This window comes from Paenibacillus sp. FSL R5-0749, from assembly GCF_038595085.1.
Classification (GTDB): Bacteria; Bacillota; Bacilli; order Paenibacillales; family Paenibacillaceae; genus Paenibacillus.
This window is the reverse complement of the sequence record NZ_CP152005.1, coordinates 5,920,013-5,936,330: the sequence shown is the minus strand read 5'-3', so window position 1 is coordinate 5,936,330 and position 16,318 is coordinate 5,920,013. Positions and strand designations below refer to the sequence as shown.

The 16,318-nt window shown below is 47.2% G+C and carries 10 protein-coding genes; 9 read left to right on the top strand and 1 reads right to left on the bottom strand.

Annotation, left to right across the window (positions count from 1 at the left end):
* Positions 1–94: 94 nt before the first annotated feature.
* The 9 genes from MKY85_RS26670 to ligA all read left to right on the top strand — a co-directional run bounded on the left by MKY85_RS26670 (position 95) and on the right by ligA (position 14,723).
* Complete coding sequence (locus tag MKY85_RS26670) at positions 95–3,745, top strand: DEAD/DEAH box helicase (RefSeq protein WP_342571148.1); 3,651 nt, start codon at positions 95–97, stop codon at positions 3,743–3,745.
* Positions 3,746–4,079: 334 nt separating this feature from the next.
* Positions 4,080–4,958, top strand: a complete 879-nt coding sequence (galU, locus tag MKY85_RS26665) for a UTP--glucose-1-phosphate uridylyltransferase GalU (protein ID WP_339257593.1) — start codon at positions 4,080–4,082, stop codon at positions 4,956–4,958.
* A 180-nt stretch (positions 4,959–5,138) separates the two neighbouring features.
* Positions 5,139–5,687 carry a dTDP-4-dehydrorhamnose 3,5-epimerase gene (gene rfbC / locus MKY85_RS26660; protein ID WP_339257591.1) on the top strand — a complete coding sequence of 183 codons (549 nt, stop codon included), beginning with the start codon at positions 5,139–5,141 and terminating at the stop codon, positions 5,685–5,687.
* Positions 5,688–5,741: 54 nt separating this feature from the next.
* The gene (rfbB, locus tag MKY85_RS26655) at positions 5,742–6,767 is read left to right on the top strand and encodes a dTDP-glucose 4,6-dehydratase (RefSeq protein ID WP_339238052.1); all 1,026 of its coding nucleotides are present in this window, start codon (positions 5,742–5,744) and stop codon (positions 6,765–6,767) included.
* Complete coding sequence (gene rfbD, locus MKY85_RS26650; RefSeq protein ID WP_342571147.1) at positions 6,764–7,645, top strand: dTDP-4-dehydrorhamnose reductase; 882 nt, start codon at positions 6,764–6,766, stop codon at positions 7,643–7,645. The genes rfbB and rfbD overlap by 4 nt, the downstream gene beginning before the upstream one ends.
* A 133-nt stretch (positions 7,646–7,778) precedes the next feature.
* Positions 7,779–8,654 (top strand): phosphatidylinositol-specific phospholipase C/glycerophosphodiester phosphodiesterase family protein, encoded by an 876-nt coding sequence (locus tag MKY85_RS26645; protein WP_339238048.1) that lies wholly within the window; start codon positions 7,779–7,781, stop codon positions 8,652–8,654.
* A 178-nt stretch (positions 8,655–8,832) separates the two neighbouring features.
* Positions 8,833–9,528: a heptaprenylglyceryl phosphate synthase gene (locus tag MKY85_RS26640; protein ID WP_342571146.1), complete on the top strand. Its 696-nt coding sequence runs from the start codon at positions 8,833–8,835 to the stop codon at positions 9,526–9,528.
* Between the two features lie 392 nt (positions 9,529–9,920).
* Positions 9,921–12,275 carry a DNA helicase PcrA gene (gene pcrA / locus MKY85_RS26635; RefSeq protein ID WP_339238044.1) on the top strand — a complete coding sequence of 785 codons (2,355 nt, stop codon included), beginning with the start codon at positions 9,921–9,923 and terminating at the stop codon, positions 12,273–12,275.
* 426 nt (positions 12,276–12,701) lie between these two features.
* Entirely contained in the window at positions 12,702–14,723 is a 2,022-nt protein-coding gene (ligA, locus tag MKY85_RS26630; protein WP_342571144.1) for an NAD-dependent DNA ligase LigA, read from the top strand.
* A 128-nt stretch (positions 14,724–14,851) separates the two neighbouring features.
* Here the strand turns inward: ligA and MKY85_RS26625 are convergent, their stop codons facing one another.
* The gene (locus tag MKY85_RS26625) at positions 14,852–16,225 is read right to left on the bottom strand and encodes a molybdopterin-dependent oxidoreductase (protein WP_342571143.1); all 1,374 of its coding nucleotides are present in this window, start codon (positions 16,223–16,225) and stop codon (positions 14,852–14,854) included.
* Positions 16,226–16,318: the final 93 nt, after the last annotated feature.

Sequence of the window (16,318 nt, the reverse complement as noted above, 5' to 3'; positions counted from 1 at the left end):
GGTACAACAACAGTTACAGCATGAAGGAACCCCAATCTCTGCTTCAAGGAGCTCTTGGGGTTTTTTTACATCATGACACAGGAGGCGAAGAAGCGTGGCGCCATTCACAATTATGGATATCAAATTGCTGTGCGGGGTCACGGCATTCAAGCGCGGAGAAGATTATAACCAATCTGGCAGGGTGACCAATCTGGTGGTCAGTAAGGATCAGCTTCATTATGAAGCACAGGTACGTGGATCGGAGCGCTATCAGGTGACGGTGGATATAGATGAAACGGGAGAGGTTGTGGCAGGCTGCAGTTGTCCGGGTGACGGCAGGCATTATGACTATTGTAAACATGTGGCTGCTGTCCTGTTGGCTATTCACGAATGGGGTGAGCAACAGGAGCGTAATATCACAATTGAATCTGGGAAGCCTGCTCAATCTGCTACAGGTCAAGGCGTCAATACCGGTTCTAGCATAGGTTCCAAGTCCAGGGTTGGGACGCTGGTCGAAGAGAGCAAGTGGGAGCGCCCCCAGTCTTATTCACAACGAGAGCAACTGGATGATCCTTCAGAGCATCCGCCCGTTCACTTTGCCCAAGCAGGTCGTCCAAGTTCAGCTTCGGGGTGGGGCCGCTCGGCAGATAAACCTTCGTACCGTACGGCAGATCAGATTCTGTCCATGTTTGCCAAGGATCGGAGACCACTGCATGGAAATGATCGTAAGTACACGGCTCCTGTCAGCCGTTCCTCCCTGCGGGAAGAATTGCAGGTCCAGTTTATATGCAAGCTGACACAGGTTCACAAGGGTGGTGGGAAACTTGCTCTTGAATTGAAAGTGGGTAACAAACGTCTGTATGTGGTGCAGAAAGTAAAGCAGTTCCTGAATTGCATCGAAAAGGGCGAGCCGATGGCATTTACCAAGCTGTTCCACTATGATCCATTGATGCATGTGTTCACTCCGCAGGATCAGGCCATTCTCTCAATGCTCATTCGAATGAGGCAGAGTGAAGAAGCATATCGCCAATCCATTTCCGGTTATTTGGGAGCGTCGGACGGACGGGATATACTGATTGCTCCGCTCGTATGGAAGCCATTGCTGGAATTGCTACTACAGGCCGACAGTCGGATGGAGGGTACAGGATTTGCCAATGGACCACTCACACTCGGTGAGGGTGTATTGCCTTTATTTTACCGGATTGCCCAGGGAACGAATGAAGGGTATCAGCTTGAGATTTCCGGACTGCGTGAGCTGATTCTTCTCCCTGCTTATGATGCTGCTGTGGTGGAAGGACAGTTGCACATGTTGGAGCCGATGCAGATGCGAAGTCTGGAGGACTTGAGTGCGGCACTCACTTCATATGGGATTAAGGAGAGCATTGATATTTCGACCCAACAGGTGGATGAATTTGTGCAGCATGTTGTGCCTGAACTGCGTACGCTTGGACATCTGTCCATTGATTCGCAGGTGCGTGAACAGATCGCGGAACCGGAACTTAGACCGAAGTTATACATCGACTTCTACCGTGAACGTATTACAGCGCGTCTGGAATTCGACTATGAGGTCATGGTTATTAATCCGCTGGCAGAGTACTTGATAGATGAAGAAGAGAAAAAGGTTATTTTGGTGCGTGATCGATACAAAGAGCGAAACTTGATTGAACGGCTTGATCGATCCTTTCTCGAAAGGGAGGGTAGTGTCTGGGCGAGCGAACGCGAAGATGCGATCTATGATGTCATGTATCATCTGTTGCCTGAGCTTGAGAAACAGGTCGAGATCTATATGCCAAATGCCGTGAAGGCGATGGTGCAATCCTATCCAACACCGCCGAAAGTACGAGCAGATTTGGGAAGAGGATTGGACTGGCTGGAGATTTCATTCGAGATGGAAGGTGTGGACGAAGAGGAACTTCAGGAACTCATGCGCCGCATTGTGGAAAAGAAACCATATTTCCGTCTCAAGAGCGGTGTCTTTCTCTCGCTTGAAAATGAAGGTGCAGACAGCTTCGCTCACATGGCTGATTCGCTTGGACTTGGAGCAGATGACATCAAGAGCAGCCATATCCGGCTGCCAGCTGTTCGGGCGTTGCAATTGCCAGGCAGGGATGAGGTTTCTGGTCATGTGAAGTGGGGAGGCTCCCTGAAACGTTTCCTCGATGATCTCCGAGATCCCGAGCGGATGGATTTTGCATTACCAAAAGCATTGACCCCCATCCTACGGGATTATCAGAACAGCGGATACCAGTGGCTGCGTACCCTCGCTTATTATCGGTTTGGCGGCATTCTCGCGGATGATATGGGACTTGGCAAAACGTTGCAAAGTATCGCCTATATCACAGCGGTACTTCAAGAGAAGCCCGAGTACAATACGGACAATGCGGACGTTGATAAATACCGGGAGAGTGGCTCATTATGGGGCGGTGAAACGTTGGCGACTGCCGGCATTGATCCCGAAACTGGGCTCCCTTTGGATAAGATGACTTCAGAGAATACGGATGGCTCATGGTCCACGATGCAGCAGGATGGATTGACGGTCCGAACGAAGGTTATTCATCCTCCGGTACTTGTCGTGGCCCCTGCTTCGCTGACCTATAACTGGGCGAATGAGTTTGCGAGGTTTGCCCCGCATCTGAACGTCTTGATCGCAGCCGGGCAGAAAGAAGAACGAGCCAATATGCTTTCAGGCATGGATGAGGTAGATGTGATTGTTACATCGTATCCTTTGTTACGTCGGGATCTGGACACCTACCTTGGCCGAACATTTCATACACTCATTCTGGATGAAGCTCAGGCGATTAAAAATGCTTCTTCCCAGACTGCACAGGCAGTGAAACAAATTCAGGCACCGCGCCGTTTTGCACTCACAGGCACACCTGTGGAGAACTCGCTGGATGAATTGTGGTCCATTTTCGAAGCGGTATTCCCTGGACTGTTTCCAAGCTACAGAAGATTCCGCGACCTTCCACCGGAACGGATCTCGCGGATGGTACGTCCGTTTATTTTGCGCCGTCTGAAAAAGGATGTGCTGGAAGAATTGCCTGATCGGATTGAAACGGTACAGCGGTCGGAGCTTACGGTTGAACAGAAGAAACTGTACGCTGCATACCTTTCCCAGCTTCAGGATGAAGCATCGAAGGACATGGAGGATAATGGATTCCAGAAGAATCGTATCAAAATTCTAGCAGGCATCACCCGTTTGCGTCAGTTGTGCTGCCATCCGGCCCTCTTTGTCGAAGGCTATCAAGGCGATTCTGGGAAAATGGAGCAGTTGCTTGAAACGGTCGAGGATTGTTTGGCCGCAGGCAAACGTATTCTTATTTTCTCCCAATTCGCGAGCATGTTGAACCTGATTCGTCAGACACTCGCGGCACAGGGAAAAAACCTGTTTTACCTCGATGGTCAGACCCCTGCGCAGAGCCGTGTCGAGATGTGTCACAGATTTAATGAGGGTGAAGCTGAACTGTTCTTAATCTCCCTGAAAGCTGGCGGTACCGGATTAAACTTAACAGGTGCAGATACCGTTATATTATATGATCTGTGGTGGAATCCCGCGGTGGAAGAGCAGGCGATTGGTCGTGCCCATCGTATGGGACAAAAACAGGTGGTGCAAGTCATCCGCTTGGTTACCGAAGGTACAATCGAAGAGAAGATTCTGGAACTCCAGCAACGGAAGAAGGACTTGATTGCCGAAGTGATTGAGCCGGGAGACGGCGGATCAACAACCTTATCCGAACAGGATATTCGCGAATTGTTGATGGTATAATGAAGTCCAAGCATCGTAGCAATAAGAATCATTAAATATATGAAACTATACAAGATGGACTAATGATTTACACGAGAAACGTAGAGGACAGAAAAAACTGGAGAAGCGGAGCTACAAGCTTTCTGCAAGAAAGCTACTTCGAAAGCGTAGACTTCGCCTAAAAGCTTTCTGAAAGAAAGCTGCATCGGAAGCATATGTTATCACCAGATTTTAACCTTTGTAAAAGTGAATTAAAAAATCGGGGGATAACAGCGATCGGAAGGTTGTTCTGTTATCGTAGTGTCAGTGTAAATAACTTTTAGTTCAACTTGTTTAGCAAAAGGAGTGGGTTCGTGTGCGTATTCGCAAAGCGATTATTCCAGCCGCAGGGCTGGGTACCCGGTTTCTGCCTGCCACCAAGGCGATGCCTAAGGAAATGCTGCCCATCGTGGACAAGCCAACGATCCAGTACATTATTGAAGAAGCCGTTGCTTCAGGTATTGAAGATATCATTATTGTGACAGGTAAAGGAAAGCGGGCCATCGAAGATCACTTCGACTATTCGTTTGAGCTGGAGCAGAACCTGGCGGACAAACAGAAGTGGGACTTGCTTAACGAAGTACGTAAACCCTCCGAGATGGCAGATATCCATTATATCCGTCAAAAGGAACCGAAGGGACTTGGTCACGCCATCTGGTGCGCCCGCAAGTTTATCGGCAACGAGCCTTTTGCCGTCCTGCTAGGGGACGACATCGTGGAATCGGACCATCCCTGTCTGAAGCAGATGATCGAGGTCTACGATGAATTGCAATCTCCGATTGTTGGTGTACAGCCAGTTGATTGGAATGAGGTATCTCGCTACGGGATTGTGGACGGAGAGTTGTTGACCCCTACCGATGATCGTGTCTTTCGTGCTCGCCGCCTAATTGAGAAACCAAAAACTGAAGATTCTCCATCCAACCTGGCTATTATGGGACGTTACATTCTTACACCGGATATTTTTGAAATACTAGGTCAACAATCTGCTGGCGTTGGGGGCGAAATTCAGCTCACGGATGCCTTGTCCCGATTGAATGAACAGCGGCAGATTATCGCGTATCATTTTGATGGACTGCGTCATGATGTTGGTGAGAAGTTGGGTTTTATCGAAACGTCGATTCACTACGCATTGCAGCGCCCGGATCTGCGGAAAGATCTTTTGAAGTATTTGGAACAGGTTGTAAAGGGTCAATAATTGGTTACTGCATGTCCTTGAAGTCCAGCCGAAGAATGATATCGCGGCTGGGCTTTAATTTATTTTATGGAAGGGGAAATATGAGGATTATACAGGCCAATGAACAAACACTTACCTTACACTTTACATATACATAGTCAATATGAAGAAATGATGTCAACAGCAAAACGGAGGGATGTCATGAAGGTACTTCCGCTGTTTATGGATGGCGCTGCCATCTTGGAACCCAAGATTTATGGTGATCACCGTGGATATTTTATGGAGAGTTATAATGAGCAGGTTCTGCATGAACAGGGGATACAGCACGTCTTTATTCAGGACAATCAATCCTTGTCGGCTGAAGCAGGTGTTTTACGTGGGCTTCATTACCAGCTTCAGCCCAAAGCGCAAACTAAATTGGTGAGGGTTATATCTGGGGCTATATATGATGTGATCGTGGATGTCCGCACTTCATCCCCCACTTTTGGCCAATGGAAAAGTGTCATTTTAAGTGAGTACAACCAGCGGCAGCTGCTTGTTCCTCAAGGCTTTGCTCATGGATTCTGTACCTTGGTGCCTCATTCCCAGGTAACTTATAAGGTAGACGCCTATTATTCTCCTGAACATGACCGTGGAATTCTGTGGAACGATCCGGCACTCGCCATTGATTGGCCTGTGACGCAACCTATATTATCGGAGAAGGATCAGAAGCATCCTTTACTGAAAGATGCTGAACTGAATTTCGACTAATTAATCAGACTATTCAGATACTTCTGTATCTGGAGGCAGAGGGAGAGTGACAGCATGAAACTACTGGTTACGGGTGGGGCCGGATTTATCGGCAGCAACTTTGTGCTATATATGCTTCGTGAACATCCGAGTTATGAGATTATCAATGTGGATGCATTAACGTATGCGGGGAACTTGGAGAACTTGCATACGGTAGAGTCCAATCCCCGATATACCTTCATCCAAGCAGATATTGCAGATGTACAGCAGATGGAAACTGTTTTTTCCCAAGGCATCGATGTGGTTGTGAATTTCGCTGCCGAGTCTCATGTGGATCGAAGTATTCTGTCCCCGGATATCTTTGTACGTACCAATGTGATGGGTACTCAGGTTCTGCTGGATGCGGCCAAGAAGTATCAAGTCACCAAATTTGTTCAGGTATCGACGGATGAGGTATATGGATCACTAGGTCCAACGGGTTTATTTACTGAAAATACACCTTTGATGCCAAACAGTCCTTACTCTGCAAGTAAAGCTGGCGGGGACCTGCTTGTAAGAGCCTATCATGAAACATTTGGACTTCCCGTAAATATTACACGTTGCTCCAATAACTATGGGCCTTTTCAATTCCCGGAGAAACTGATTCCGCTGATTATATCCCGGGCATTGAATGATGAAGCCATTCCGGTATATGGTGACGGGCTCAATATTCGTGACTGGCTTTATGTCGAGGATCACTGTAGCGCGATTGATCTGGTAATTCATAATGGACAATCTGGAGAAGTGTACAACATTGGTGGTAATAATGAACGTACTAATATATACATTGTGGAGAGCGTATTGGAGCAACTGGGTAAGCCAGCGAGTTTGATACAATATGTACAAGATCGGTTGGGACATGACCGACGTTACGGTATAGATCCTACCAAGATACGTACAGAGCTTGGCTGGCAACCCGCCCACAATTTTGAGACAGGGATCAAGGAGACGATCCAATGGTATCTGAAGCATCAAGACTGGTGGACGAGAATTCAATCAGGCACATATCAGGACTATGTTCAGCTTCAGTACGGTAAACGGATGGGTGATTCATCCAAATGAATTATAGAGTTATGGTGACTGGCGCAGCCGGACAGCTGGGTTATGATGTGGTGAAGACCTTCGAAGCAGAGGGTCATCAGGTATTGGCCTGTGACAAGAAGCAGATGGATATTACCGATCAACAGCAGTGCACAGATATAATTACAACGTTCCGACCGCACATCATTATTCATTGCGCTGCTTTTACGGCTGTCGATCAGGCTGAGGCAGATGAGGATACAGCATTCGCAATCAATGCATCAGGTACTAGAAATATTGCAGTTGCCGCCGAGAGTGTGAAAGCAAAGCTGGTATATATCAGTACCGATTATGTATTCGATGGGAGCGGGAGCACACCATACCAGGAGTACGATGTAACGAATCCACAGAGTGTTTATGGCAAGTCGAAGCTTGCCGGGGAACGGCTGGTTCAAAGTTTGTGTACGCAATGGTTTATCATTCGAACATCATGGGTGTTTGGCGTGCATGGCAGTAATTTTGTCAAAACCATGCTGGAACTTATGGTGAAGCGTCCACAACTTCAAGTGGTTCATGACCAACAAGGTTCACCTACCTATACGGTGGATCTTGCCCGATTCATCCATCTCCTTTCCGTAAGTGAAAAGTATGGCATCTATCATGCTTCCAATTCAGGAACTTGCACATGGTACGAGTTTGCAAAGGTAATAAGAGAAGAAGCCAGTAAGCAGAGTGTATTCGAGCCTACAGCCGAACTTACACCATGCGCAACTGAACAGTTTCCGCGTCCTGCCCCTCGTCCTGCATACTCGGTCATGGATCATTTGGCGATTCGAACGAACGGTCTGCAACCTCTGAGACACTGGCGTGAGGCGCTGATTGCATTTTTGAATGAGTTGAGTGTACAGCAAAAGGACTGAGCATGTTGATGGTCCGCTATTTATCTAAAATATATCCTCTATTTAACAGCCGCCTTCAAGCGGCTATTTTGTTTTACATCTCCTCAATTCGGGTAGTTAGCTAACAAAAAGGTACTGAGGATGTGAATGTGATATGAAACGCATTGCCGCCGTGTTAATACTACTGATCGTTACCGTAGGAACACTCTTTTTCGCCTATGAAAGCGAGAGTGAGGAACAACGGGACGGATTTACCGCTTATAGATTAATTGCCCATGCGATGGGCAGCATTCGGGATCAACCATATACCAACGCCTATGAAGCGATGATTGCCAATTACGAGAAAGGCACACGTGTTTTTGAGATCGACTTTATGCTGACCTCGGATCGCAAAGCCGTAGCCAGACATGAGTGGACCGCTAATATGAGCAAAATGCTAGGACAGGACCAAGAGCTTCCCGAGGAAAAACAAGCCGGGGCGCTGACACATGATGAGTTCATGAATACGCCTATTCTGGGTATGTACCAACCCATGGATGCCGACGGCATTATAGATGTACTGGCTAAATACCCGGATATGTATATCGTAACCGATACCAAAGAACAGAAGGATGAAGATATACAGCAGGTGTTAAGATCCCTCGTGGATGCTGCCAAAGAACATGATCCCTCCGTGCTTGATCGCGTGGTTGTACAGATCTACAACGAACCCATGCTTGAAACGGTGAAAGAAGTCTATGCATTCCCTTCCATTATCTATACGTTATACGCCACACAGGATACAGAAGATCAGGTTGTTGATTTTGTGCAAAAAAATGATATTGATGCCGTGACCATGCCGGAATATAAAGTAAACCAGAATTTTGTCGCCAAGCTTAATAGTGCAGGCTCAGTTACTTACGTGCACACCATCAATGACACTGAACAGGTGGCTAACTATGAGAAGTGGGGTGTGTATGGGGTTTACTCGGACGTGCTGACGGAGCAGGAACTGGATGAGATGAATACACGGTTTGCCTGGAAACCGTAAAATGTCGTAATTACAATCATTACAAAATCCAAATCACAGGCTTTTCCATACCAGAACAGGGAAATGTCTGTGATTTTCTGTTCCCCTTTTTATACGAACATTGACACTCACTGTCTGCTGACTTAGACTTAGTTTACAAGCTTTCTAGGATGCAGAAGAACCTCTGGAGGAATGTTCGTTGATAGACATGATTAAGCAGTGGAGACATGTATTTAAGCTTGACCCGGACCGGGAGATTACGGACGAAGAACTTGATCAGGTCTGCATGTCGGGGACCGATGCAATTATCGTCGGTGGATCTTCAGGAATTACTTATGATAACACGGTAGACCTGATGTCCCGTGTGCGTCGCTATGAGCTGCCCTGTGTGCTTGAAGTATCCGATCTGGAGGCTGTTGTTCCCGGGTTTGACGGATATCTGATCCCGATGGTGCTGAATGCAACGGACAGCAAATGGATGATTGGGCACCACCAGAAGGCTATAGAGCGTTACGGTTATCTGATCCCATGGGATCTGTTGATTGCCGAGGGTTATATTGTGCTTAATGCAAACTCCACGGTAGCGCGGTTGACGGGTGCGGATACGGATTTGACGACAGGAGCTGCGGTGGCATATGCCCAGGCTGCGGAACGTCTGCTCCATCTTCCTATTGTATACATGGAGTACAGCGGAACGTTCGGAGATATGGAGCTTGTTGGTGAGACACACGGACAATTGGAGCGGGCACATCTCATCTACGGCGGCGGAATTGATGATCCGGAGAAAGCCGCGCAAGCTGCTCAGGTTGCAGATACCATCGTGGTAGGCAACATTGTGTACAGCGATTTGAATAAGGCACTTGAGACGGTGCTGGCTGTAAAAGGAACCATTTAATCGGTTTAGTTTACCATTCCCCCATTTTCCCCTTATGATCTGTTAAAATAGAACTTTGCCCTTACTAAGTTTAAGAAGTTATATGAGCGTAATGTCGTTTACACGAGTAGGAAATTCGTATAAAGGAACTATGTTTACACAAAAACGAAGTTTTCTCTTTTTTTTTACTACCCTTAAATATAAGCTAAACTAATTTTTACACGAGAACGAAGAGGACAGAAATAAGCTGGAGAAGCGGAGCGTTCGCCTTTATTACCGGATTTTCACCTTTGAAAAAGTAGATCGAAAAATCCGGGAATAACAGCGATCGGAAGATTATTCTGTCATCGGAGTGACGAGTGTAACCTATTAATTTTGCTTTATAGACCAACCAACGAAAGGAGCATGCATGCATGCAACCTGTAAATATACATGATGCCGTTGCACGGCTTAACACCCCTCAACGGCAAGCCGTCGAGGCGACGGATGGCCCGCTGCTGATTATGGCCGGAGCGGGCTCCGGCAAGACCCGGGTGCTGACACACCGGATTGCCTATCTCATTGCAACACGGAAAGCACCTCCGTGGGGCATTTTAGCGATTACCTTTACGAACAAAGCCGCTCGTGAGATGCAGGATCGGGTTTCCCAACTCGTAGGTGGCTCCCAGGGCCGCGACATTTGGGTATCCACGTTCCACTCCATGTGCGTGCGTATTTTGCGCCGAGATATTGAACGTATTGGCTTCACCTCCAACTTCAGTATTCTGGACTCATCGGACCAATTATCTGTTATTCGCAGCTGTATGAAAGACCAGAATATTGATACCAAGAAATTTGAACCCAAAGCAGTTCAATCGATGATGAGTACGGCCAAGAATGAACTGATCAGTCCGGAGCAATATGAGAAGCAGGCAGGAGACTATTTCGAGGGTATTGTAGCCAAAATATATAAGATGTATCAGAAACGGTTAAGAGCCAACAACTCACTCGATTTCGATGATCTTATTATGCAGACGATTCAACTGTTCAAGGAAGTACCGGAAGTCCTCGACTTTTATCAAAAGAAATTCCAGTATATTCACGTGGACGAGTATCAGGATACGAACCGTGCACAGTACATGCTGTGCCGCATGCTTGCTGACAGTCACCACCGCATCTGTGTTGTAGGGGATAGTGACCAGTCGATCTATCGCTGGCGCGGGGCCGATATCAGCAATATCCTGAACTTTGAGAAAGACTATCCAGAAGCAAATACGATTTTGCTGGAACAGAACTATCGTTCTACGTCCAATATCCTGAATGCAGCGAATGAAGTGATCGGCCTGAATACAGGGCGTAAACCGAAGAAACTGTGGACGGACAAAGAGGGCGGTTCGAAGATCAAGGTGTACCGTGCGGATTCCGAACATGATGAGGGGTACTTTGTAACCTCCGAGATTAGTAAAAATGTGAAGAACGGCAAATCCTATCAGAACCATGCGATTTTATACCGTACCAATGCCCAGTCCCGGGTTATAGAGGAAATTCTGATCAAGTCTGATATTCCGTATCAGATTGTCGGCGGCATCAAGTTCTATGATCGTAAAGAGATCAAGGACATTCTGGCGTATCTGCGCCTGTTATCCAACCCCGACGATGATATCAGCCTTACCCGGATCATTAATGTACCGAAGCGTAGCATCGGGGATACAACAGTTGCGAAGCTGGCGGCTGCGGCAGGAGAGCGTGGAATTTCCATTTTCCGCGTGCTACAGGTTGTGGATGATCTTGGTTTTGCTGGACGTACGCGTAATGCGTTGGTGGAGTTCTATGACATGATTGCTGCGTTGCATCAGATGGTAGAATATCTGTCTGTAACTGAATTAACCGAGAAGATCCTTGAGATGAGTCAATATCGTCTTGAGATGCAAAATGAAAATACACTCGAATCTCGTGCACGGCTCGAGAACATTGATGAGTTCCTGTCGGTAACCATGGAATTTGAGAAAAATAATGAAGACAAAACGCTCGTATCGTTCCTCACCGATCTTGCATTGATTGCGGACATCGACAGCATGAACGATGATGAAGAGGATCAGAGCGATGCGGTTACCCTGATGACCATGCACAGTGCCAAAGGTCTGGAGTTCCCGGTTGTCTTTATCGTGGGTATGGAGGAAGGAGTCTTCCCGCACAGCCGTGCTTTTATGGATAATGAAGAGCTGGAAGAAGAACGCCGACTTGCATATGTAGGGATCACCCGTGCGGAAGAGCAACTTTTCCTGTCGTGTGCCCAGATGCGTACCTTGTTTGGACGCACCACCGCAAATCCACCTTCCCGCTTCCTGGACGAAATTCCGGATGAGCTGAAGGAAGACACCTCCATGGCTCGTGATCGTTACCGTCGTGGCAGTAGCGGAGGCGGCTCATATGGTGGACGTGGACTAGGTTCTAGTGGAGGAAGTAACTTCGGTGGTGGTACCAAGCTCTTTGATCACCAAAGCAAGAGTGGTTCATCTGCTACCTCATCCACGCCAACTTCGCGTGTGACTACAAGTACTTCCCGCCCGACATACTCTACGCCATCATCTGCTTCCAAGCCGGCAGCTTCGAATGGTGAAGCTGGGTTTAAGGCAGGAGACAAAGTGCAGCATGGCAAATGGGGGACAGGCACGATTGTTGCAGTCAAAGGGACAGGGAATGACACCGAACTGCAGATTGCATTCCCGGCTCCGGTTGGCGTGAAACGTTTGCTTGCCGGTTTTGCCCCGATTACCAAAGTAGAATAAGAACGAAACCTCCTTTTGCACGAAAACGGAGAGAACAGAAATAACTTTTCTAAGGAAAACTGCTTCTTAAGCATCTTCATCGTTTTTGTCATGTCATTTCTAAGCTTGACTTGACTGATATGATTAGAAATCTGTATAAATTCAATGTAACATCGGCACGGTAACGGAGAGAACAGAAATAACTTGTAGAAGCTACGCGTTCGCCTTTATCCCCTGATTTCTACCTTTTAACATGAATTAAAAGAAATCTGGGGATAACAGCGATCGGAAAGTTGTTCTGTTATCGGAGTGTCAGTGTGGGTAATCATGAATTGAAATTATATAGTGACACCAGTGATTGAAAAGTTATTCTGTTATCGTTGTTCAAGTGCAATAGGAGTGTTCGTTCTACATATATAGATCAAATTAACGGAGGGATGGCCCTGTATGGACCCGATGCACCGGATGGAGCAACTCGTTACCGAGCTGAACCAGCATAATTATCAGTACTACACGATGGATCAGCCACAGATCAGCGATAAGGAGTATGATCTTCTGTACGACGAACTGGTTACGCTGGAACAGGAAAGCGGCATGGTTCTGCCTGATTCTCCAACACAGCGTGTGGGTGGTGAACTGCTCAAGGGATTTACCCCACATCGCCATTTATCCCCATTATGGAGTCTGGACAAAGCGCAAAATATTGAGCAGCTGCGCAGCTGGAATACCCGTGTACTGAAACTGATTAATGATTATAACAGTAAAAATCCCGATACGCCTTTACCGGAACCAGGTTATGTCATTGAGTTGAAGTTTGACGGATTGACGCTGAACCTGACGTACACCAACGGTGAGTTGGTGCAAGCCTCTACACGAGGGAACGGTACAGTAGGCGAAGGTATTTTGGCTCAAGTAAGAACGATCAGATCGGTTCCGCTCAAAATCCCTTACACAAGCGGCACAATTGAAGTACAGGGTGAAGGTATCATGAACCTGTCTGTCCTGGAGCGATACAACGAGACAGCGGCAGAACCGCTCAAGAATGCGCGGAATGCAGCAGCGGGAGCACTGCGTAACCTGAATCCAAAGGCGACGGCTGAGCGTAGACTGAATGCTTATTTCTATAACGTAGGTTATTCGGATGACATTCAGTTCGCCAATCATCAGCAGATGATGGATTTTTTGCGTGAGAACCGTTTCAAGGTGAATCCATCGATTACTTATTTCCATGAGTTTGATGATGTGATGGAACAATTGGCTGCGATTCAGGAGAACCGGGGTCAGTTAGACTATCTGATCGATGGAGCTGTTATCAAAATTACAGACATGCGTACCCGCGAGGTATTGGGTTATACCGATAAATTCCCTCGCTGGGCAGTGGCATATAAATTCGAGGCAGAAGAGACCACGACAGTTCTTAATGCTGTGGTATGGAATGTGGGACGTACTGGCAAAGTAACTCCGCTGGCACGCGTAGAACCGGTTGAACTTGCCGGGGTAACGGTACAGAACTGTACCCTGAACAATGTTGGCGATATTGAGCGCAAAAATCTGAAGTTCGCTCTGGGCACTCGGGTCTTTATTCGCCGCTCCAATGATGTCATTCCAGAAATTTTGGGTAAAGTGACTGAGGAAAGTGATGGCGAGGAGATCGTCTTCCCTGAGCAGTGCCCAGCATGTGGATTCCCGCTCGAGCAACGTGGAGCGCACCTGTTCTGTAACAACAGACTGGCATGTAAACCACAGACGGTGGCGCGTATTTCCCATTTTGCTTCCCGTGATGCCATGGACATTGAGACATTCAGTGAGAAAACAGCGATTCAGCTGTACGATGAATTGAACGTGCGTGAGCCTGCTGACCTGTATACGTTACAGTTTGATGATCTGGTGAAGCTGGAACGGTTTGGCGAAAAGAAAGCGAACAACCTTCTCGCTGCGCTAGAGCTCAGTAAGGATCGTGATCTGGCTTCGTTCCTATACTCACTGGGTATTCCGAACACAGGTAAATCTACCACACGTATGCTTGCGGATCATTACCGAGATCTGCACGCCATTATGAATGCAACTGTAGAAGAATTGGTTGAACTACCTGACGTTGGTGGTATTGTGGCGGAGAGTATCGTAACTTTCTTTGCAGATCCGTTTACACAGGCTGCGATTGAGAAGATGCTCAACTTGGGTGTGAAAGCCCAGGCACCTGAGGTGTCAGAAGTTGTTGTTGTGGAAGATTCCTTCTTCAGTGGTAAAACGGTCGTCCTGACCGGAACGCTGCACCAATTGACGCGGGAAGAGGCGACGCAGAGACTGGAAGCGCTCGGAGCGAAGGTGACTGGCAGTGTATCGAAAAAGACAGATTTGGTTATTGCCGGAGAGAAGGCAGGTAGTAAACTAACCAAAGCCCATGATCTCGGTATTCCAACGATAGAGGATGAGGACGAACTTGTACGCCTTTTGAACCCACAGGGTTAGAGGATAAACGAACAAAAGAGTTTCTATAAGAAAGCCCCCGAAGACACGGATACGTGGTCGGGGGCTTTTGCTGTTATTGAAATGATTAATACAACGAATGAACAATCAATCAATTTTAACTGAACCGATCATGATCCAGTTATATTATTAGGGATGCGCTGAGATGCGCCTGTAAGCCATGCATCCTTGTCATATCCTCGCTCTTCCCAGTAACCAATATGTTCACTGTCGATGAGTTCAATGCGATTCAACCATTTTACTGATTTGTATGCATACATTTGAGGGATGACGAGCCGTACCGGACCGCCAAGATCAGCTGGGATGGGTTTGCCATCATGCATGACAGCCACCATAATATCCTCCATTTGTGCTTGATCCATTGTAATCGCATCTGTATACACACCATCACCGGAATAAAACTTCACACTATGAGCCTCGGGTTTGACCCCGGCTTGCTTCAAAAGCTGTGCAAGTGAAATCCCTTCCCAGGTATTTTTATACACAGACCATCCTGTTACACAGTGGAAATCACTAACCTGTACGGTACGCGCGAGCTTCACGAACTGTTCCCAGTTCCAGACCTGTGCCCGTTCAACCAATCCATCAATACGGAAAGACCAGTTAGCATTGGAGAAGGACGGTATGGGCGTAACCGTATATACGCGGAAATGACCTTCAGCTCCGCCTCCAATGGGAGGTGAAGATGCAGACAGCGGTTGTGGCAAAGGAACCATACGGTTAGGATCGTTCTCCAGCATACTGTCGATACTGTTATCAATTTTGAGATTGCGTCCTACCCAGGATATAAAAGTAGGTCCGAGTGTGACGGCAAGACCAACCCCCACGGCAGAACGGATGAAAGCTCGGCGTGTATACACAGGTTGAGGTCGCTGCTCTGGTTTGAGAGGACCTCTTTCGGGATTACGATCAAACTGGGAAGAAGATATAACAGCTGGAGTTTCTTTTTCATCTAATATTGAATCGGCTGGATCAGCTGCATTTTGAGCTCGTGTTGAAGTTGTAGTGGTTTTAACCGCACGACGTGCAGGGTCCTTTAACCATTTGGTCCGAGTTATTGAGTGATAGATAATATAAGGTAAGCCCACCCAAGTCAGCAGGTCATGGATCAAGAGTGCAGCATTCGACCATCGGGGTCCAGCCAGCTTGAACTGCCATAATACTATACCTGAGAGTAGCCATCCTAACAGCAGCGCAAGAACAAAGAGGGTGTTCACCCTTTGCCAAGGTCTATTACGAAGCTGTTTCCAGTGCTTTCCGGCCAAAATCAAGTAATATACGACGGGTGCCAGCATAGCCAGCCCAACGATGATATGCAGCCATTTTAACCATACACGCCCGATTCCAAGGATCTCACGCCAAAAGCCTCCAACTAACATAAGACCTGATATAGCAAGGATTACAACAATCCAGGCATTCCAAGCATGAATGGAAACCAACTTTTTGCCGTAACCTTTGCGTCTATTCTTCAGCCATTGTTTCAAGTGTGATCACCCCATATAGATTTAGTAATGCGTTTATTCAGAAATTGGTTATGTAATAGCCGGTTGTGAATGGAGTGCGATATCTGAGTTAAA